The organism is Sagittula sp. NFXS13, assembly GCF_040148795.1.
GTDB classification, from domain to species: domain Bacteria; phylum Pseudomonadota; class Alphaproteobacteria; order Rhodobacterales; family Rhodobacteraceae; genus Sagittula; species Sagittula marina.
The window spans coordinates 642,228-662,285 of record NZ_JAGEMH010000001.1 but is presented as its reverse complement, the minus strand read 5'-3'; the positions used below and the strand labels follow the sequence as shown (position 1 = coordinate 662,285).

The following is a 20,058-nucleotide window of genomic DNA, read 5'->3' as shown; positions in this document are numbered from 1 at the left end:
CATGCCACTCAAAGCGCACCCTTCACCAGACCGGACCCGCACCGTGGCAGCCCCGAACGATCGCTCCCAAAGCTACAACCGCCTGTTCGCGCTCTATCAGCAAGAGCCGGAGGTGGACGATGGCGAAGACACGCCGCGCATCGACACGCGGCTCAGCAACACGCCCGCAGCGCTCTCTGGCGACGAAATCCGTGTGCTGCTGGACAGCGCCACACGCTCCCTGTCGCCGCCACGTCCACAAAAAGGCTTCTGGCGCAGGCTGCGCCCTTAACCGCGAAACCCGGTGGCCACGACGAACTTCTCCGAGGAATCGGATCGGCTCGCGGGCGGTTTGAAGTTCGACACCTTCTTGAACCGCTGCTTGAGGATGTGCTGCAAGGTGCCTTCGGCCCCGCCCGCCAGCACTTTCGCCACAAAGGTCCCGCCCTCTTCGAGCACGTCGAACGCCAGCTCCGCCGCCGCTTCGCACAGCGCGATGATCCGCAGGTGGTCGGTCTGCTTGTGCCCCGAGGCAGACGCCGCCATGTCGGACATCACCACATCGGCCTTGCCGCCAAGCCACGCTTTCACCTTGTCGTCGGCACCGTCTTCCATGAAATCAAGCTGGTGCAGTTCCACGCCGGCCAGCGGCTCCATCTCCTGCAAATCGACGCCCAGGATATAGCCCTGTTTCTTGCCGGCGCGTTCGCCCATGACGTTGACCCGCTTGGCCGCCACCTGGCACCAGCCGCCCGGCGCACAGCCAAGGTCCACGACCCGCGCGCCCGGCACGAGAAAGCGATACTTGTCGTCGATCTCAAGGATCTTGTAGGCCGCGCGCCCGCGAAAGCCGTCCGCCTGCGCGCGCTTGACATAGGGGTCGTTCAATTGCCGTTGCAGCCAAAGCGTCGAGGACAACTTGCGCCCGCGTGCGGTCTTGACCTTGACCTTCAGATCGCGTTGCCCGCGCCCCGAACTGTTCTTTGTCGGCCCGTTCGCCATGCAAATGACCCTCTGCTACTTCCTGGTTGAACTCTTTCGATCTGTCCGTGGACACGCCCCGGCGATCAGATTCACTCCCTATAAGGGACCGTCTTCCAAAACACCATCCGCCGACATTTGCGCATACAGCAACCCTTCGCGCAAACCGCGATCCGCCACCGACAGCCGATCCGTCGGCCACAGCCGCAGCAACGCCTGCAGGATCGCAGACCCGCTCATGATAAGGGCATGCCGGTCCGGCCCGATGCGCGGATCGCTCCGACGCCCCGTTGGTCCCATTTCAAGATAGCCGTTGATGACCGTGTCGATCTGGTCCGAGGACATGCGCAGCCCGTCCACCTTCGTCCGGTCATAGCGCCGCAGCCCAAGGTGTGACGCCGCCACCGTCGTCACCGTCCCGGAGGTGCCGACGATCTGAAACCCCTCGCGCGCCTGCTCGTCCTGATAGGGTGCGAAGTCCGCAAGGTTTTCTTCGAAGAACCAGCTCATCAGCGCGTAGCGCGCCGCGTCATCCTGCACGTCCGCAAACTGATCCCGCAAGGTGGCCACGCCAAGGGGCACCGAAATCCAGTCCACGACCTTGGCGCTGGGAAACGGGCTGTCGGGCGGGTGAAACCCGGCGTGCAACCGCATGATCGCACGCGGACGTTCGCGCGGCTCCACGGCAGACAGGTCGATCCAGACCAGCTCCGTCGATCCTCCGCCGATGTCCACCACCAACAGCTGCTCCGTCTTGGTCGAGACCAGAGGCGCGCAGGAAATCACTGCCAGACGCGCTTCTTCCTCGGGCTGGATGATCTCCAGCGTCAGGCCGGTTTCCCGGCGCACGTGACGGATGAAATCGCGGGCATTCTTGGCCCGGCGGCAGGCTTCCGTGGCCACCAGCCGCATGCGTTCCACTTTGTGCCGTTCGATTTTCTGGCGACACACGCGCAACGCCGCGACCGTGCGCCCCATGGACGCACGACTCAATCGGCCAGACATCTCAAGGCCCTGTCCCAACTGGACGGACTTGGAGAAGCTGTCGACCACATGAAACTGACTGCCCTTGGGTTGGGCAATCAACATGCGGCAACTGTTTGTTCCCAGATCCAGCGCCGCATACAGCGCATTGGGATCTGGGTTGATAGGCGCGAGGCTCTCAACCGGTCTCGGGAAAGCGCCCGCAGCCTTGGGACGCTTGGGCGCCATGTCATTGCGCCTTATCCGATGTCAACTTGAGGATAAGGATAGGGCTCTGAGCGGCATCAGGCAAGGCGCATGAACAAGAGAACCCGCAGTGTTTACCGAAATACGTTTCGACGTCGCGGCATTCCTGTTCCGAAAAGCAACGCACAGGTCCGATGTGCTGCCTCCATCTCCCGCAAATCGCAGACCAAACCAAGGCCGACCCACCCGTCTGCCCACCCCATTTCACCCAGCCGACCAGATAGCCAGCCAACGCCAGCTTGCGCGCCGAACACCTCATTGTCCCATGGCGGGCGTTTCTTCGGAGTTCGTTCACCTCCCCTGACGATTGCTTAAAAACGCCGCGCGAACCTGGCCGCGAAGTAGCAATCCGTTCATCATTTTCCTGAAAACTTTGGGGCATTGGCCCCGTTCCAACTGTCCGGCCTTTGACATAGGCTGTCGCGGATGGTGCGCCGAAAGTCGAAAAACGACGCCGAAACCGGCGCGCCATGGTTACGAATTGCACATGCGAACAAGGGAATCAGCCGACCATGGCCAGCTCTGACCTCACCATCGTTTATTGGCGCGACATCCCGGCACAGGTGATCGTCGGCAAAGGCCGGCGTGGCGCAAAGGTCCAGTTGGCCGAGCGCTTTGAACAAGCCATTGACCGTGCCGCGATGAAGACAGGCGCGGCCGGCACCGACGACTACCTCGCGGAATGGCGCAAGGCCGTCGACGGCAAGGTGGACGGCGACCCGATGGAGGCCGCGCAGGCAGCCGCCGCCCGGATCGAGGCCGAATACGACACCGACCGCATCAAGACCCTGATCGCAAACAACGGATGGGCCAGCACGCCCGCCGCTTCGTAATCACAATGAGACTGAAGGAGGCTCTCATGGCTCTGTTCAACTTCCGCACCCGCGATCCCCAGCGCGGGCTGAGCCCGTCGAACGGCGCTGTCGAGGCCTTCCTGCAAGGCTACTCCATCGAGGTGATGCCGCGCACGGCCGCCAAGGTCGAAAATTTCCGCGACCTCCTGCCCGAGGGCACCCGCGTCTACATCGCCCACATCGAGGGCACCCCGATCGAGGAAATGGTCGCCACCGCCAAGCGTCTCAACGACGAAGGTTACCCGGTCATGCCGCACTTCCCCGCGCGCATCATCAAGGACGCCGCCACGCTGGAAAACTGGATCGCCATGTATCAGGGCGAGGCCAATGTGAAACAGGGCCTGATGCTCGCCGGTGGCGTGTCCGAGCCGCACGGCGATTTTCACAGCTCCATGCAGCTGCTGGAAACGGGCCTCTTCGACAAGGCGGGCTTTGAGCGTCTGCACGTCGCCGGCCACCCGGAAGGCAACCGCGACATCGACCTCGACGGCACCGACACCGCCGTCATGCAAGCCGCCCATTGGAAACAGTCCTTCTCCGAGCGCACCGACGCAAAGATGGCCATGGCCACCCAATTCGCCTTCGAGGCCAAGCCGATCATCGAGTGGGTCAACCGCCTGAACGCCGAAGGCATCCACCTGCCCGTCCACATCGGCATCGCCGGTCCCGCCAAACTCCAGACCCTGATCAAGTTCGCCATCGCCTGTGGCGTCGGCCCCTCGTTGAAGGTTCTCCAGAAGCGTGCGATGGACGTGTCCAAGCTTCTGCTGCCCTACGAGCCCACCGATGTGCTGACCGAACTGGCCACCTACAAGGCCGCAAACCCGGACTTCGGCATTGAAAATGTGCACTTCTTCCCGTTGGGCGGCATCAAAACCAACGCCCAATGGGCCATCGACAACGGCGGCGACGCCGGGAAACCTGCGAATAGATGACTGACTGCGCTCTGCTTTTTGACCTCGACGGCACCATGCTGGACACCGACACGATCCATCAGGGTGTCTTTGCGGACATGTTGGCCCCCACCGGCCTCACCGTGACCGAGGACTTCTACCTCGAAAACATCCACGGCCGCCTGAACGCCGACATCTTTGCCGAGCTGATGCCCGACGCGGGCGACCCTCAGCAGCTCTCCGAGGACAAGGAAGCAGAGTTCCGCAAGCGCCTGCCCAAGCCCTATCCCGGCATGCCCGGTGTGTCCCGGCTGGTGGAACGCGCCATGGTCGAAGGCTGGGGGCTGGCCGTCGTCACCAACGCACCGCGCGTCAACGCCGAGGCCATGCTGAATGCCATCGGCCTGCGCGAGGCCTTCGAGGTGGTCATCATCGGCGAGGAATGTGAACGCGGCAAGCCGGACCCGCTGCCCTACCAGATGGCCATGCGGCAACTGGGCATCGCCCCCGACCGCTGCATCGCGTTCGAGGACAGCCCCTCCGGCATGCGCGCCGCCGCAGCCTCCGGTGCCTTGGCCGTGGGCATCCGGTCCAGCCTCGACGACAGCGCCTTGCGCGCCAATGGAGCGATCGAAACGCTCAAAGATTTCAATGACAAGGCGTTGGAGCCTCTTCTTCAGCGTATCAAGGGAGAGACAGTGATATGACCCGCACCGTTGTGGAGTCCAAGACCAAGACCGCCATCATCGGGTTTGACGAACCCTTCTGCGTGATCGGCGAACGTATCAACCCCACGGGCCGCAAGATCCTGAACGAAGAGCTGGAGCGCGGCGATTTCTCCCGCGTCGAAGCAGATGCCATCGCCCAGACCGCCGCTGGTGCCAACATTCTCGACATCAACTCCGGTGCCGTCTTTTCCAACAAGATGGCCGAGGATCCACGCTACGCCGACAACAACTTCGTTGAGCCGACGCTGATGCAGCAGCTCGTCGAATGCGTGCAACGCGTCGTAGACACGCCGCTGTGCATCGACAGCTCGGTGCCCGGCGCACTGGAAAACGGTCTCGCCGCCGCCGAGGGACGCCCGCTGCTGAACTCCGTGACGGGCGAAGAGGAGCGCCTTGAACTGGTGCTGCCGCTGGTCAAGAAATACAACGTGCCGGTCGTGGCCATCTCCAACGACGACACCGGCATTTCCGAAGATCCCGACGTCCGCTTTGCCGTGGCGAAAAAGATCGTGGAACGCGCTGCCGATTTCGGCATCCCCGCGCATGATATCGTGGTTGACCCGCTGGTGATGCCCATCGGCGCAATGGCCACCGCCGGGCACCAGGTCTTTACCCTCGTGCGTCGCCTGCGCGACGAGCTGGGCGTGAACACCACCTGCGGCGCCTCCAACATCTCCTTCGGCCTGCCCAACCGGCACGGCGTGAACAACGCGTTCCTGCCGATGGCCATGAGCGCGGGCATGACCTCTGCGATCATGAACCCGGTGGCCATTCCGATCAACGCCAAGAAGATCGAGGAAAAGAAGGCCGAGATCGCCGCTGCCGGTATCATCCTGCCCGAGGATATCGACGACGAAGTTTTTGTCACCCTCTTTGGCATGGGATCGACGACCGCAAAGCCGGGCAAGGAGATGGAGGCCATCCGCGCCGCCAACCTTCTGATGAACCAGGACGGCGGCGGTGGCGCCTGGATCGAGTTCAACAAGCAAGCCCCCAAGGCCGGCCAGGAAGGCCGCGGTCGCGCGGGCCGCACCGGTGGGCGTCGTCGCCGGTAACTTCGGCTGATGGTTAAGAAATCGTTAAATAGTTGCGGCTGACAATTTTTCACAAATCAGCCCCGAACGGCGCCCCAGCGGGCGCCGTTTTGCTATAGGAAGATGTCTGCCAGAAGCTTGAGGGCAATGACGGTCAGCAACAGAAGGATCACCCGGTCAAAGGTCGCCTTGTCCAGCCGCCGCGCCAGCCAGGCCCCCAGTGGCATCGCCCCCATCAAGGGCACCAGCGCCGCCGCACTGGCCAGCGCACGCACCGGGGTCAGCAGCTCGTACCAGATCATCGTCGGGATCTGGATCAAGGTCATGGCCAGGAAAAACAGACTGATGGTCGCGGCAAAGACCACCCGCTCCAATCTCATCGCGTTGAGGAACGTGATGGACACAGGCGCACTCAATCCCGTCGCCCCTTGCAAGACACCCGCCAGAACCCCGGCAGGCAGCACCGTGCGATCCGCCGTCCCACGCCCCAAGGTCCAATCCGGTCGCGCCAGACGGAAAGCCACGTAGAGCAGCACCATGATGGCCACCATCATCAGCAGGATATGCGGGGCCACATGCGCCAGCATCACCGTTCCCAGCCACGCGCCCACCAGTCCACCCCCGGCAAACAGCCACGCGAAAGCCCCTCCCGGCAGGGAGCTCCGATAGCTGATCGTTTGCAGCAGGTTGGTGCAAAAGTTCGGCAGCACCATCACCGACACGGCCGTCGGCACATCAAAGAACAACGCGATCACGGGCACAGCGACCACTGGCCCACCTGCCCCGGTCGCGCCCTTCAATATCCCGCCCATCATCAGCGCCAAAGCGCACCAGACCAGGCCGCCCCAATGCGCGGTGATCCACCCCTCGGTTACGAATTCCATGGCACCTCTTTTCGGAGCGGAACCCTCTACGCAAAACGGCCCGGACGCAAGGTCCGGACCGCCGCAACATCTTACCAGATTGCCGTGTCTCGCATCGGGCGAAAAGACGTCGGCACTCTCGCCAAACGTCTAGGACTAAAGGTAATCCGCGCGTTGCAAGCCGTACTTGGCCATCTTTTCGTTCAGGGTTCTGCGCGGCAGGCAAAGCTCGTCCATCACCGCTGCTATGGATCCCTTGTGACGCCGCATGGTGTTGTCGATCAACATGCGTTCGAAGGCCTCGACATACTCCTTGAGCGGTTTGCCCTCGGTGGTCATCACAGGCTGCATCTGATCATGGTCCGACATCAGCAAGGACGCGATGGTCCCCTGCCCACGCCGCGATTGCAGCACCGCGCGTTCGGCCAGATTGATCAGCTGCCGAACGTTGCCGGGCCACGGCGCTTGCAAGAGCTGCGCCGCCTCCTGTGCGCTGACCTTGGGCGCATCGCAGCCATATTCGTCAGCAAAGCTTTCAGACAGCCGCGTGAACAGAGTCAGGATATCCTCACCCCGCGCCCGCAGCGGCGGGACGACAATCTTGAGCGCGGCAAGTCGGTAATACAGGTCGGGCCGCAGCGCCTGTTCGCAGGTGCGCCCTTCCTCTTGCAGGTTGGAGATGGCGACGATGCGCGTCTCCGGCGGGTTGCCCTGATCGTTGATCGTGGACAGCAAACGTGCCTGAGCCGCGTCCGAGAGGACCTCGATGTCCTCAAGAACCAATGTGCCGCCACGGGCCTCTTCGATCGCAGGAAGCCGCGTGTCATCTGGCTGCATCGGGCCGAAGAGCCGCGTCATCAGCGTGTCTTCGTCATGAGCACCGCAGGAAATCAAGGTGAACTTCTTGCCCGCGCGGCTACCCACCGCGTGCAGCGCGTGCGCCACGAGGGTCTTGCCTGTGCCCGTCTCCCCCTCGATCAGCACGTGACCGTCGGCCTGGCCGAGATCAAGAATATCCTCGCGCAGACGTTCCATCGCCGGGGACGCGCCGATCAGCTTTTTCATGATCTGACCACCTTCGGCCAGCTCACGGCGCAGCTGCCGGGTGTCCAGGGTCAGACGGCGCGCATTGGTCGCCTTCTTGGCCAGATCCGACATGCGGTCCGGGTTGAACGGCTTTTCAAGGAAATCAAACGCACCGATCCGCATCGCCTCCACCGCAATCGGCACATCGCCGTGGCCTGTGATCATGATCACGGGCAGCGAGGAATCCGACCCCATCAGCTTTTTGAGCAGCTGAATGCCATCCATGCCGGGCATCTTGATATCGGAAATCACGATGCCGGGGTAGTCAGGCCCAACAGTGCCGAGCGCCTCTTCGGCGCTGGCAAAGGTTTCCGTGTCATACCCGGACAGCGCCAGCCATTGGCTGATCGACTGTCGCATGTCCTGTTCATCATCAACGATGGCAATCTTCATCGCGTTCGCCATATGGGCCTTCACTCCGCTGCTTCACTTGCCGCATTCATCACGGGCAATTGCATTTCAAACACCGCGCCACCTTTTTCGCCGTTGCGCGCGGTCAGACGTCCGCCGAGCTCCGACACGATCCCGGATGAGATCGCAAGGCCAAGTCCAGTCCCGTCGCCAGGCGCCTTCGTGGTGTAAAAGGGTTCAAAGAGCGCATCCAGGTCTTCGATCCCGTCTCCATTGTCGCGCACGCTGAGGGTCGCGGTCTCACCTGCTGCCAATATAATCTCAACTTGCGGATCTTCCACAGACTTGGTGGCGTCCAGCGCATTGCGCAAGAGGTTGACCAGAACCTGCTCGATCCGCATCCGGTCCCCGATGACGCGCACAGGATCGTCCGGCATGATCTTCGTGATCTTCACGCGGCGCGATTTCAACTGCGGTTCCATCATCGACAGGCTCGACGCAAGCGCGTCCCCCATGTCGAAAGGTGTGAATGATTCCTGACCCTTACGGGCGAACCCTTTCAACTGTCGCGTGATCGCGCCCATGCGTTCGATCAGGTCGTCGATGCGGTGAAATGCGGTCAGCGCCTCTTCTGGGCGGTTGCGGTTCAACAGCAGACGCGCCCCCGCGAGATAGGTTTTCATCGCGGCAAGCGGCTGGTTCAATTCATGCGCCACAGCGGCCGACATTTCCCCCAAGGCGGCGAGTTTGGAGGATTGCGCGAGCGATTGTTCGGCCGTTGCAAGGTTCTTTTGCACCTTCTCCCGCTCGGCGATCTCGCGTTGCAGACGGGCGTTGAGGGCGCGCAGCTCGTTGGATTCACGCTGGAACAGAGCCATACGCACGGCATTCTTGCGCGACAGCGCGTAGAACATCAGCGCTGCAAGGATGGCAAAGCCCATGATTTCCAGCGCTAGCACAGCATTCACCCGTTCGCGAACACTGCTGTAGGTGGTAAACGTGGACAGGGTCCAGCCGCGGAACGGGATACGTCCGTCGATCCGCATGACGGCCTCGCCACGCAGGTAGGCGTCGGCGGTGGTAGCGGTCCAGTCGGCGGCGGAGGCGATGAGCCGTTCGATGGCGCCGTCCTCAGGCGGGCCGAGCGCCTCTGTCGGCGTCAGGCCACGCCACCTCGGCTCCGTCGCCAGCACGATGATGCCGTCGGAATTGGTCACCATGACCGCGTCGGAGATCCCGGCCCAGGCGCGTTCGAACTTTGCCAGATCCACCTCGACCATGATGACGCCAACGGTGTCGCCGGCCGTTTCCATCCGCCGGGAATACGTGAAGCGATAGCCGCCCGCCTCGCGCGCGATTTCGGTAAAAACGGTTGTATTGGCGCGCACGGCATCGACGAAATACGGCGCGTTGTTGTGGCTTTCACCCAGTCGGTTGCGGTCGGTCGCGGCGACGGAGCGCCCCTCACGGTCGAGCAACATCAGGCTGGCCGCGCCGATTTCATCCACAAAAGAAATGAGCCGCTGAGAGCTTTGAGCGAAATCCTCGGCATTCAGAGCATCCAACAGCGCTTTGTCGCGGGCGAGCAACTCTGGCACGATGGCGTTGCGACGCAACTCTGAGATCAGGTTGCCGGAATAAAGTGCCAGGCGCAGTTCAGCACGATTGCGCGTCGTCTCGGTAAAGCGGTCCGTGAGCAACCAGTTGGTGACCCAGACGGTGGCAACGGCGCCAATTAACAGCAAGACAAGGGCCACACGTGCACGGCCCCCGATGGGGGCTGCGCGGCGCAAGCGTGTCGTGTTACGGGCGGATGCCATGAAACGTAGGATAGGCCGCCCGTCTTGTGGTCTCAAGTCAGGCTGTGGTCAGAGCGTTGGTGAGATGGGCGAAAAGACGCGCACCATCCTCGTTGCCGTGAGCGGCTTCTGACGCACGTTCGGGGTGCGGCATCATGCCGAGCACGCGGCGATTTTCTGACAAGACACCGGCGATGTCACGAGCAGACCCGTTCGGGTTGTCAGTGTACCGGAAAGCGACTCGATCTTCGCCTTCGAGCATGTCCAGCGTCGCATCGTCGGCAAAGTAATTACCGTCGTGGTGGGCGATGGGCAGCGCAATCTCGACATCTCTGCCGTAGCCGTCGGTGTAGATCGACGCGCCTTCAGCCTTCAGGCCCACGGTACGGCAAATGTATTTCAATCCTGCGTTGCGTAGAAGAGCGCCCGGCAGCAGACCGGTTTCGGTCAATACTTGTAACCCATTGCAGACGCCAAGGACGTAGCCGCCCCGGTCTGCATGCGCCTTGACCGCGTGCACGATGGGCGCGTTCGCGGCGATTGCCCCGCACCGCAGATAGTCGCCAAAGGAAAAGCCGCCCGGCACACCGACGATATCGACGGCCTCTGGCAATGCGCTGTCCTTGTGCCAGACCATCTCCACCTGCAAACCTGCGTTTTCAAAGGCGGTGGCCATATCGCGGTCGCAATTCGACCCGGGGAAGACAATCACGGCGGCTTTCATCTGCGCAGTCCTTTTTCAACGGCGGGCAAACGGCCCTTGTCCCAGAAGGCGGGCGGCGAGTCGCCGCGCGCGCTTGCTTTAGCACAGAAGTTTAAAGATGACAGGGGGACGTGGAGGTTATGCTCGGCGAAGGTTAGAACTCCTCCCCCCAATCGCTGTTGCTGCTGAGACTTGATGGCCGTGGAGAGGCGGATGTGGATGACGCAGCAGGTGGCTTTGCGGGAGTGGGCGCCGGGGCATTGACTGCCTTTTTCTCGACAGGCGGCTCAGGCGCTTTGGGTTTGGGCGCTGGCTTGGCGACCGGCGTATCCCAGTTGCCAGCCGTGCCTTTTTGCTGGAAGACACTCATGGTGTCAGTGAGCCGCTCCGCCTCGATGTTCAGGCTTTGACCGGAGGCGTTGAGCTCCTCGACGATGGCGGCATTCTCCTGTGTCGCACCTTCAAGACGTTGCACGCCGTCGTTGATGTCAGCGAGACCTTCGGTTTGCTCACGCACAGCGCCCGCGATGTTGGAGATCAGTTGCCCGAGACTTTCCACCTGGGTCTGGACCTCGGAGAGCGACGTTCCGGTCTTTTGCACCAGACGACTGCCTTCGCTCACCTCTTCGCCACTGGCGGTAATCAGCGCCTTGATCTCTTGCGCCGAATTGGCTGCCGTTTGAGCGAGGCCACGCACCTCGGAGGCGACCACCGCAAAGCCCTTGCCTGCCGATCCGGCGCGGGCGGCCTCGACACCGGCGTTCAACGCCAGAAGATTTGTCTGGAAAGCAATGTCGTCGATAGCCGAGATGATCTGATTGATCTTGTCTGAGGTTTCTTCGATGCGGTTGATCGCGGAAATGGCGTCCTGCACCACATGCCTGCTTTCGTCCGAGAGCTGGCGGGATTTGCGCGCCAATTCATCCGCCTGGTCGACGTTCTTCTTGATGTCCTGGCTGGTTGCGGTCAGGCCATTCAACGCCTCGGCGGATTGCATCAGCGTCGCGGCCTGCATTTCGACACGGCGCGCAAGTTCGTCGGACGTGGTCCCGATCTCCGCCGCGGAGGAACGCACACTGGAGGCGACCCCTTCGGCCTTGGCAAGCGCATCGGCGAGGCTTTCGACCCCTTTATCGAAATCACGCCGCAATGCTTCGTATTCCGGTGGAAAGCCCTCCTTCTCGATCCGCGCCGTCAGGTTTCGATCGGCCAGGGCTGACAGCCCCTTTCGCAGAGCTGCAACAACCTTTTCCTGCGCCACTCGCTGCTGTGCACTGGACGCTTCGCTTTCGGCTGCCGCGGCAAGCTGGTCTCGGAAGGTTTCCACCACGCGCGCAGTCATGCCGAGCTCGTCCGAGCGATCGGTATGCGGAACCGGATGTTCAAGATCACCCTCGGCCATACCCTGCAGGCGGCCCGAGATTGCTTTCAATGGCCGCAAGGACCATGTCAGCAGGCCGATCAAAAACACAAGACCGAACATCAATGCCAGTCCAGCCACGATGAGCTCGGTCACCAGCTGATTGGCGATCTGGCCGTCGACCACGGCTTTATCGACACCGACGTAGAAAATTCCGACAACGTTGTCCTGTGCATCGAGGACCGGCTGATAGACAGTATAATACGGTTTGCCGAGAATGACTGCTTGGCCCCTGAAGGTCTGACGGTCCATCATAATGGCGTGTACTGGATTTTCCTTACCCAGCCACGTTCCAACAGCGCGCGAACCATCGGGCTTCACGATGTTCGTGGTACGACGAATGAAGTCTCCTTCTTCGGGGACCCATTCGAAAAGCGTCGCAGTCTCACCAGACACCCGGCCAACCGAATCAATCAAGTCATGGCCTTGAGGAACTTCGAGCCCGGTCCAGCGCACCTCGTCCACGTTTCCGTCAGCATCCAAAGTGTAGGTCACGCCCGGAAACTGAGATGCGAACTTATCTGCCAAAATGCGCAGAGAAGTATTCTGTTTCATCTGCGCGTTTTTCACCGCGCTGGCCCGGCCTTGTATGTCGAAAGCCAGGAGCATGCCCGCGCACACCAGCAAAAGCAGCACAGCTATCCCGGCGGCAAGGGTTACTTTAAGGTTTTTCCCTAGGCGGCGCATGACGTCCCTCTCATTGCTTGTCGCAAGGGGGATGCCACACAGACCTTTAAGAGTTGGTTTCCACCATCCCTCCGGTCAGAGCGGAATACCGAAAATGCGCCCGAAACGAGCGAAGTGCCGCAGATAAAGGATCAGAGCGTCTCGATGCGGTAGCTTTCGATCACCGTATTGGCGAGCAGCTTTTCACACATTTCACCGATGGTTGCCTCGGAGGTGTCGTCAGCGAGTTCCATTTCAATGACCTTACCCTGACGCACGCTGCCTACACCCTCAAAGCCGAGCGCGCCCAATGCGTGTCGCACGGCCTCACCCTGCGGGTCCAGAACTCCGTTCTTCAGCATCACGTGCACGCGGACTTTCATCGCCATTCCTCCGGGATCAATGTTGCCGCGCAAAAACCGCATCGGCCGACTTTTTGCAAGGGGAAAGCCACCGGTTCCCCCCTCCAGACACACAAAAGCCGACCACAAAGGCCGGCTTTCGCGCATGAAATGCCGTCGCGCTTCAGTTGATCAGCGTCGGCTTGGCGTTGTGGGTCGCGTTCTTCGGCATGACGCCGAACCGCTTGGCCACCTCGGTGTAAGCATCCGCAAGATTGCCAAGATCGTGGCGGAAGACATCCTTGTCCAGCTTCTCGCCGGTTTCCAGATCCCACAGACGGCAGCTGTCGGGCGAGATTTCGTCCGCGACGATCAGGCGCTGGAAGTCCCCTTCGTAGACGCGACCGATCTCGATCTTGAAATCGACAAGCTTGATTCCCACGCCGTACATCAGGCCGGAGAGGTAATCGTTCACCCGCAAGGCCAGCGCCACGACGTCATCCATGTCCTGCTGCGAGGCCCAACCGAAGGCGGCGATATGCTCTTCGGTCACAAGCGGGTCGCCCAGCTTGTCATCCTTGTAGCAGTATTCGACGATCGGACGCGGCAAAGCGGTGCCTTCCTCGATGCCCAGACGTTTGGACAAAGAGCCGGCCGCATAGTTGCGAACGATGATTTCCAGCGGGATGATTTCACAGGCGCGCACCAATTGTTCGCGCATGTTCAGACGCTTGAGGAAGTGCGTCGGTACGCCGACGTTGTTCAATCCGGTCATGAAGAATTCGGACAGGCGGTTGTTCAACACCCCCTTGCCCTCGATCACGTCCTTCTTTTCGGCGTTGAAAGCGGTGGCGTCATCCTTGAAATACTGCACGATCGTGCCGGGCTCTGGCCCTTCGTACAGGATTTTTGCCTTGCCTTCGTAAATTTTCTTGCGCCGTGCCATGAGGGCCCTTTCACAAACGGTAAAAACCGCGCGGAAAACGCGCGGTGTTAGGGGCCTTTTACGGCCAAAGCGCGGATGCTGCAAGCCTTTGACGTATGGTCGGCGCGCGCGCGACCGCTCCTGTCGCAGATGCCGCAGCGGGCAACCGGCGCTTGCGCCCGCGCGCGGGGAACGGCATACGTTATTGCGACATTATTCCCGAGGGAGCGAGACAGATGACCAGCTTCGACGACCGCGAGAACGCGTTCGAAAACAAGTACGCCCACGATCAGGAAATGCAGTTCAAGGCAGAGGCACGCACCAACAAGCTGCTGGGCCTGTGGGCGGCAGAGATTCTGGGCAAGACCGGCGATGACGCCAACGCCTATGCCATCGAAGTGGTCAAGGCCGACTTCGAGGAAGCGGGCCATGACGACGTGATCCGAAAAGTTGTGGCCGATCTGGGCGACAAGGCGACCGAAGACGAGATTCGCGCCAAACGGAACGCGCTGATCGCCGTCGCCAAAGAGCAGATCATGACCGAGACAAAGTAAGCCCTAACGGTTTACCGATACCAGAAAAGGCGCGGTCCACACGGAGCGCGCCTTTTTCGCGTGGGCGGCGTATCGGGTTTTGCAGTGGTAGCGTTAACCCTGCCCTGCCATTATCTTAAACCGTTCCAGGTTCCAAAGGGGGCGTTAATCTCTGCCACCTACCTCCGACGCTCAGGATAGAAGCTGAGACATTGGAGCAGGTGCCTTGAACCAACACATCGCCCAGGCGTCAGATTTCGCGCGACGCACCCTTCCCACGGTTGCCGGTGGCCTCTTGCTGCTGCTTCTTTGGCAAAAGGCGCAGACGCTTGAGTGGTTGGCTGTGAAGGCCGCGTTCAGCGATATTTCGATGCTGGCGTGGGGCGTGGCGGCGCTGGCCTCTGCCGCGAGCTTCTGGGCGGTGGCGCAATACGACGTGGTGGCGCATCGACATCTGCGCACGGGCGTGGACTCCCGCGTGGCGCGCAATGCGGGCGCCGCAGCTATCGCGGTCGGACAGACCACCGGTTTTGGCCCTGCGGTGGGCGCGGCGCTGCGTTGGCGCATGATGCCAAGCCTCGGCCATGCGACGGTGCTGAAGATCACCGGCTTTGTCACGCTGAGCTTTTTTGCCGCCTGGGGGCTGATCGCCATCAGCGTGGCGTTGCCCGTGGTGTCGGGCGTGGGCTGGCTGTCGCTGCTGATGTTCCCTCTGGGGCTGACCGCAACCTGCGCGCTGTTGCTGCGGACGCCGCGCCTTTTGATGCTGGGGCGGCGGTTTGACCTTCCTTCGGTGTCCGCCTTTCTGACGCTGACCGCGCTGGCGGCTGTGGACGTGATCTTTGCCGGGACCGCGCTGCATGTCTTGCTGCCGGCGGAGATCGCGCCCAGCCTGTCGGTCTTGATCGCAGCCTTCACTCTGGCGCTTGGCGCGGGGATGATTGGCGGCACACCCGGTGGCGTCGGCCCGTTCGAGTTGGCGTTGGTCACCGTGATGCCTGGGGCGGCCTCTCCCGAATTGGCGGCGGCGCTGATTGCCTTTCGCGTCATCTATTACGCGATTCCTTGTGTGACGGGTGCGGCCTGGGCCCTGCTGATGCCCGCCCACAGTCATCGCCAATTGCCGCCGCTGGACGCCAAGCTGACCGGCGCGCGCGCGGAGATCGGAATTGCCGCGCAGAACGACCATGCGGCCATCGCGACACTGTCCGCCGAGGGGGTTGCGCTGCGCACACCGCAGGCGTTGACGCTGTTTCTTGGCGCGACCGAAGGCCGCCTGTCCGCGCTGCTGCCAGAGCTGCGCCGTGTCGCGCGATCCGAAAACCGCTTGGCCTGCCTGTATAAACTCACCGCCCGCGATGCGGCGGAGGCCCGGTGCGCGGGTTGGCATGTGGCGCCCTTTGCAGTGGAGGCGGTGATTGATCCGGCCCGCCATGCACTGGACGGGCCAGAGCACCGACAGTTGCGCCGTTTCTTGCGCAAAGCTGAAAAGGAAGGCGTAACCTATGGCCCGATCACCACGCCCGACTGGGAGCGCATGACAGAGATTCACACCGCTTGGGAAGATTTTCACGGCGCGGAGCGTGGTCTGACCATGGGGCGGTTCTGCCCGCTGTTCCTGCGCGACAAACCGATGTTCGGCGCGTGGCTGAATGGGGAACTGGTGGCGTTCACAAGCTGGTTGCAGGCGGGAGATGCCCTCTCGCTGGATGTGCTGCGACACACGGCGGACCTGCCGCAAGGCACCATGCACGGTCTCATCCAGACGGTGATCGACCATGCACGTGCCGAGGGGTTGGCAGAGGTGAGCCTTGCCGCCCTGCCCCACCCGTCGCTGCCCAAGCGGATCGCGGATTGTGCCGGACTGGCGCGCTTCAAGACCAGCTTTGCGCCGCGCTGGCGGTCCCTGTATATCGGCGCGCCCAACGCGCTGGCGCTGGCGATATGCGCGGCGGACATCCGTCAGGGCATCCTCACCCCGGCGCCGCTGCCGCGCAGCCAGCAGGATATCTGGGATCTGGACGCTCTCGTCACGCCGCTGTTGGGACCCACGCCCGAGGATGTCGCGCAGCATGATCTGGTCAGAGCCGGCTAAGGGACTGAAAAAGGGGCGGCTTGTCGCACAAGCGGTGGACATTCAGACCCGGCTCTGACCAGATGCGCGCACCACTCATGCGAACGAGCCGACAATGAACGATACACTGCGCGGATGCCTCTGGATGACAGGGGCTATCGCCTCTTTTACGACCATGGCCATTGCCGGACGCGCGGTCAGCATCGACCTCGATACGTTTGAAATCATGTTGTATCGGTCGCTTATCGGCGTGGTGCTTGTTGTTGTCGCAGCCTCGCTTGCACGGACCAGACAGCAGATCACCACCCGGTCAATGCACCTGCAAGTCGTGCGCAATCTGTTTCACTTTTCCGGGCAGAACCTATGGTTCTATTCGATCACCGTGCTGCCTCTGGCACAGGTTTTCGCGCTGGAATTCACGTCGCCTTTCTGGGTGATGCTGATGGGCGCGCTGATCCTTGGCGAGCGGCTGACGAAGAACCGGATCCTTGCAGCGGTCGTCGGATTCATCGGCATTCTGATTGTCACGCGCCCCTCCCCCGACACGCTGGAGTTCGGGCAACTGACCGCGGCGCTGGCCGCAATCGGATTTGCGGGATCGGCGGTCTTTACCCGGCTGCTGACCAGGACCGAAACCATCACCTGCATCCTGTTCTGGCTCACGGTGACGCAGGCAACCTTTGGTCTGATCTGTGCCGGGATCGACGGGGATATCGCCTTGCCTGCCGCCGAAAGCTGGCCTTGGGTCGCGTTGATCGCTTTTGCGGGGCTGGTGGCGCATTTCTGTTTGACGACAGCGCTCAGCCTGGCGCCGGCCACGGTTGTGATGCCGATTGATTTTGCCCGGCTGCCGGTGATCGCCCTGGTTGGAATCATCTTGTACCAGGAACCGCTGGACCCGCTGGTTCTGCTTGGCGCGGCGGTGATATTTGCTGCGAATTACGCAAACATCAGATACGAGACCCGTGCGCGCCGCGCGTAAGCCGATTTTTACGCATAATTTACTGTTACATAAACGTGACTCACAAAGATTCACAAAACAGTGACGTACCGTCAAAATTGATTGGACCGCAGTCTCGCGTCTAGGCTGATCCCCGGAGACTTCCTGATTTCAGGGATGAGGGACAACATCATGAAAACTTTTACGACAGGGGCCACCGTGCTGGCCCTCAGCGCCACAACAGCCATGGCCGCCGGTCTTGACCGATCCGGTCAGAGCGTCGCGGCGATCTTTTCGCCGGGTGGCACAACGACCCTGAGCTACGGCATCGTCATGCCCGAGGTCAGCGGCGAGGATATCGCCGGCGGCGGCTCTTACGACAGCGTGGCCGAGGATTATGGCCAATTCGGTGTCAGCTACACCTATGATATCAACGATAAAGCGAGCTTTGCGCTGATTATCGACAATCCGTATGGCGCGGATATCAGCTATGACTCCAGCCCGTTCACCACACGCCTCGGCGGCACGAGCGCGGACTTCAATTCCGTCGCGCTGACGGGTGTGGCACGTTACAAGTTCAGCGATCGTTTCAGCGTCTTTGGTGGTGTATCGGCGGAACGCCTTGACGCCACTGTCGCCCTGAATGGCGTCGGCTATGCGACCGCGATCAATCTGGCCGGAACCGCGCGCGCAATCGGCGTAGACGCGGGAACGCTCGGCGCGGCTTTGCAGGGCGATCCAGCGGCGGCGGGTGCCTTGGCGCCGACGATACTGGCCCTGCCGACATCGACGGGCAACCTCGCCACCGATCTTGGAAATATCGGCGCAAGCGTGCAGGCAAATGCCGGTCAGTTTCTTGCGAACGGCGGCTACAACTTCAAAATGGATAAGTCGACGCAGCCGCATTACTTGATCGGCGCGGCCTACGAGATCCCCGACATCGCGATGCGTATCTCCGGTACCTACCATTTTGAAACCAAGCACAAGGCCGACACGACCGAGACCATATACAGCCCGATGGCTGGCAGCCTGGTGACGGTGAATGACGAAGTCGATTTCGTCACCCCACAGAGTTTCAACCTGGAAGCCCAGACCGGGATCGCAGCGGGCACACTGCTTACGGCCACATGGCGCTGGACCGATTTTTCGGCCGTGGACCTGGTGCCCACCGCGCTGGGATCCGATCTGGTGAATCTGGATGACAGCAATCGCTACACGCTGGGCGTGGCGCGGCAGTTCTCGGACAAACTGGCCGGGTCGCTGACGTTCAGCTACGAGCCGGAAGGTGACGATCTTGTCTCCCCGCTTGGGCCGACCAATGGTTTGAAAGGGATTTCGCTGGGCGGGCGTTGGACCGATGGCCCGCTGAACATCTCTGGCGGGATCAACTACTCTGTTCTGGGCGATGCGAAGGCAGAAGTTGGTGGCGTCGCGCAGGCTGAAATGACCGACAACCACGTCGTTGGCATCGGCTTCAAGCTGGATATGAATTTCTGATCGTATCGAAGATCGCTGTATCTGGCCGCGCGGAGAGATTCCGGGCGGCCTTTTTCATGCGTGCGAGATCCCCGCGCCAAACGCCATTTGACGCGACAGCGCACGGCGCGTAACCCTGCGCTCCGGATCACAAGACGATGAGACAGCCCATGCTTTACCCCACTGCTGCTGACTGGCTGAAGGCCCCGCACAAGCGCGTCGTGCTGTTTGCCATGTCTGGTCTGGGCAAAACCCATGTGTCCAAGATGCTGCGCGACGCCGGGGGCTGGTTTCACTACTCGATCGATTATCGCATCGGCACGCGGTACATGGGCGAATACATCGCAGACAATGCCAAGCGTGAAGCGATGAAAAACCCGTTCCTGCGGGACCTTCTGATGACGGATTCGATCTATATCGGCTCCAACATCACCTTTGATAACCTGTCGCCCGTGTCCACCTATCTGGGTAAACCCGGTGATCCGGCCCGTGGCGGCATGAGCATGGGCGACTACACCCTGCGCCAGTCACAATTTGAGCGGGCGGAGCGGCAGGCGCTGCTGGACACCAGCTATTTTATCGACCGGGCCGACGACCTCTATGGCTACCCGCATTTCGTCTGCGACACCGGGGGATCGATTTGTGAATGGGTGGACCCTGCCGACCCGGCAGATCCTATTCTGACCGCGCTGTCGTCGGTGGCGCTGATGGTGTGGATTCGCGGCTCTGACGCGCATACCGAGGAACTGGTCCGCCGGTTTGATCGCGCGCCGAAGCCGATGGCCTACCGTCCGGATTTCCTGGCCAATGGTTGGGCGCGCTACTTGGCGGAAAGCGGTTTGACGGAGGCCGAGGTCGACCCGGATGCGTTTATCCGCTGGACCTATGCGCAGGCTTTGGCGCACCGGCAGCCGATTTACGAAGACATGGCCAACAACTGGGGCATCACGCTGGATGCCGCGGATGTGGCTGAGGTCAAAACGGCGGATGATTTCGAACGGTTGATTGCCGAGGCCCTGCCCGCCTGATTCACCTCCAGACTGTTCACGAAGGCCATGCGTCCTGCGCGTGGCCTTTTGCGATGTCATCGTTGAATTTAAGGGCTGAAAAACACGGGTGAGTAAACTTGACAAAAATACTCGTGAACCGTAGGCTGACGATACAAGCTTTGCGGATGGCCCG

Annotated in this window: 19 protein-coding genes; 10 read left to right on the top strand and 9 right to left on the bottom strand. The window is 61.5% G+C overall.

The window, feature by feature from the left end; genetic code table 11:
* Position 1: 1 nt before the first annotated feature.
* The gene (locus tag J4E08_RS03160; protein ID WP_349537249.1) at positions 2-271 is read left to right on the top strand and encodes a hypothetical protein; all 270 of its coding nucleotides are present in this window, start codon (positions 2-4) and stop codon (positions 269-271) included.
* Here J4E08_RS03160 and J4E08_RS03155 read toward each other — a convergent pair.
* Together J4E08_RS03155 and J4E08_RS03150 are read right to left on the bottom strand one after the other, a co-directional pair.
* Positions 268-981: an RlmE family RNA methyltransferase gene (locus tag J4E08_RS03155; RefSeq protein WP_183964508.1), complete on the bottom strand. Its 714-nt coding sequence runs from the start codon at positions 979-981 to the stop codon at positions 268-270. The genes J4E08_RS03160 and J4E08_RS03155 overlap by 4 nt on opposite strands.
* 78 nt (positions 982-1,059) lie before the next feature.
* Complete coding sequence (locus tag J4E08_RS03150) at positions 1,060-2,172, bottom strand: Ppx/GppA phosphatase family protein (RefSeq protein WP_349537248.1); 1,113 nt, start codon at positions 2,170-2,172, stop codon at positions 1,060-1,062.
* 530 nt (positions 2,173-2,702) lie between these two features.
* Here J4E08_RS03150 and J4E08_RS03145 point away from each other — a divergent pair.
* From J4E08_RS03145 to J4E08_RS03130, 4 genes are read left to right on the top strand one after another with little or no spacing between them, the layout of a single operon-like run.
* Entirely contained in the window at positions 2,703-3,023 is a 321-nt protein-coding gene (locus J4E08_RS03145) for a virulence factor (protein WP_183964504.1), read from the top strand.
* A 26-nt stretch (positions 3,024-3,049) separates the two neighbouring features.
* Positions 3,050-3,979, top strand: coding sequence for a methylenetetrahydrofolate reductase (locus tag J4E08_RS03140; protein ID WP_183964502.1), 930 nt, complete (start codon positions 3,050-3,052; stop codon positions 3,977-3,979).
* On the top strand, positions 3,976-4,644 hold the full coding sequence (locus J4E08_RS03135) for an HAD family hydrolase (protein ID WP_349537247.1): 669 nt from the start codon (positions 3,976-3,978) through the stop codon (positions 4,642-4,644). Before J4E08_RS03140 ends, J4E08_RS03135 begins: the two co-directional genes overlap by 4 nt.
* Positions 4,641-5,720, top strand: a complete 1,080-nt coding sequence (locus J4E08_RS03130; protein ID WP_349537246.1) for a methyltetrahydrofolate cobalamin methyltransferase — start codon at positions 4,641-4,643, stop codon at positions 5,718-5,720. The genes J4E08_RS03135 and J4E08_RS03130 overlap by 4 nt, the downstream gene beginning before the upstream one ends.
* A 92-nt stretch (positions 5,721-5,812) precedes the next feature.
* Here J4E08_RS03130 and J4E08_RS03125 read toward each other — a convergent pair whose 3' ends face one another.
* The 7 genes from J4E08_RS03125 to purC all read right to left on the bottom strand — a co-directional run bounded on the left by J4E08_RS03125 (position 5,813) and on the right by purC (position 13,874).
* Complete coding sequence (locus J4E08_RS03125; RefSeq protein WP_349537245.1) at positions 5,813-6,583, bottom strand: sulfite exporter TauE/SafE family protein; 771 nt, start codon at positions 6,581-6,583, stop codon at positions 5,813-5,815.
* A 135-nt stretch (positions 6,584-6,718) separates the two neighbouring features.
* Positions 6,719-8,053 carry a sigma-54-dependent transcriptional regulator gene (locus J4E08_RS03120; RefSeq protein ID WP_349537244.1) on the bottom strand — a complete coding sequence of 445 codons (1,335 nt, stop codon included), beginning with the start codon at positions 8,051-8,053 and terminating at the stop codon, positions 6,719-6,721.
* Positions 8,054-8,061: 8 nt separating this feature from the next.
* Positions 8,062-9,819, bottom strand: coding sequence for a sensor histidine kinase (locus tag J4E08_RS03115; protein ID WP_183964492.1), 1,758 nt, complete (start codon positions 9,817-9,819; stop codon positions 8,062-8,064).
* A gap of 37 nt (positions 9,820-9,856) precedes the next feature.
* The gene (purQ, locus tag J4E08_RS03110; protein WP_349537243.1) at positions 9,857-10,522 is read right to left on the bottom strand and encodes a phosphoribosylformylglycinamidine synthase subunit PurQ; all 666 of its coding nucleotides are present in this window, start codon (positions 10,520-10,522) and stop codon (positions 9,857-9,859) included.
* A gap of 133 nt (positions 10,523-10,655) precedes the next feature.
* Positions 10,656-12,476: a methyl-accepting chemotaxis protein gene (locus tag J4E08_RS03105; RefSeq protein ID WP_349537242.1), complete on the bottom strand. Its 1,821-nt coding sequence runs from the start codon at positions 12,474-12,476 to the stop codon at positions 10,656-10,658.
* A 263-nt stretch (positions 12,477-12,739) separates the two neighbouring features.
* Complete coding sequence (purS, locus tag J4E08_RS03100) at positions 12,740-12,970, bottom strand: phosphoribosylformylglycinamidine synthase subunit PurS (RefSeq protein WP_183964956.1); 231 nt, start codon at positions 12,968-12,970, stop codon at positions 12,740-12,742.
* Positions 12,971-13,112: 142 nt separating this feature from the next.
* Positions 13,113-13,874 carry a phosphoribosylaminoimidazolesuccinocarboxamide synthase gene (gene purC / locus J4E08_RS03095; protein WP_183964488.1) on the bottom strand — a complete coding sequence of 254 codons (762 nt, stop codon included), beginning with the start codon at positions 13,872-13,874 and terminating at the stop codon, positions 13,113-13,115.
* Positions 13,875-14,089: 215 nt separating this feature from the next.
* On the opposite strand from purC, the gene J4E08_RS03090 reads away from it, so the two are divergent.
* The 5 genes from J4E08_RS03090 to J4E08_RS03070 all read left to right on the top strand — a co-directional run bounded on the left by J4E08_RS03090 (position 14,090) and on the right by J4E08_RS03070 (position 19,904).
* A complete protein-coding gene (locus tag J4E08_RS03090) occupies positions 14,090-14,407 on the top strand; it encodes a DUF1476 domain-containing protein (protein WP_183964486.1) in 318 nt (105 codons plus the stop codon).
* A 205-nt stretch (positions 14,408-14,612) separates the two neighbouring features.
* Positions 14,613-16,481, top strand: a complete 1,869-nt coding sequence (locus J4E08_RS03085; protein ID WP_349537241.1) for a phosphatidylglycerol lysyltransferase domain-containing protein — start codon at positions 14,613-14,615, stop codon at positions 16,479-16,481.
* A 94-nt stretch (positions 16,482-16,575) separates the two neighbouring features.
* Positions 16,576-17,442: a DMT family transporter gene (locus tag J4E08_RS03080; RefSeq protein WP_183964482.1), complete on the top strand. Its 867-nt coding sequence runs from the start codon at positions 16,576-16,578 to the stop codon at positions 17,440-17,442.
* Positions 17,443-17,592: 150 nt separating this feature from the next.
* Positions 17,593-18,897, top strand: coding sequence for an OmpP1/FadL family transporter (locus tag J4E08_RS03075; RefSeq protein WP_349537240.1), 1,305 nt, complete (start codon positions 17,593-17,595; stop codon positions 18,895-18,897).
* A gap of 149 nt (positions 18,898-19,046) precedes the next feature.
* Positions 19,047-19,904 (top strand): ATPase, encoded by an 858-nt coding sequence (locus J4E08_RS03070; RefSeq protein ID WP_349537239.1) that lies wholly within the window; start codon positions 19,047-19,049, stop codon positions 19,902-19,904.
* Positions 19,905-20,058 lie beyond the last annotated feature (154 nt).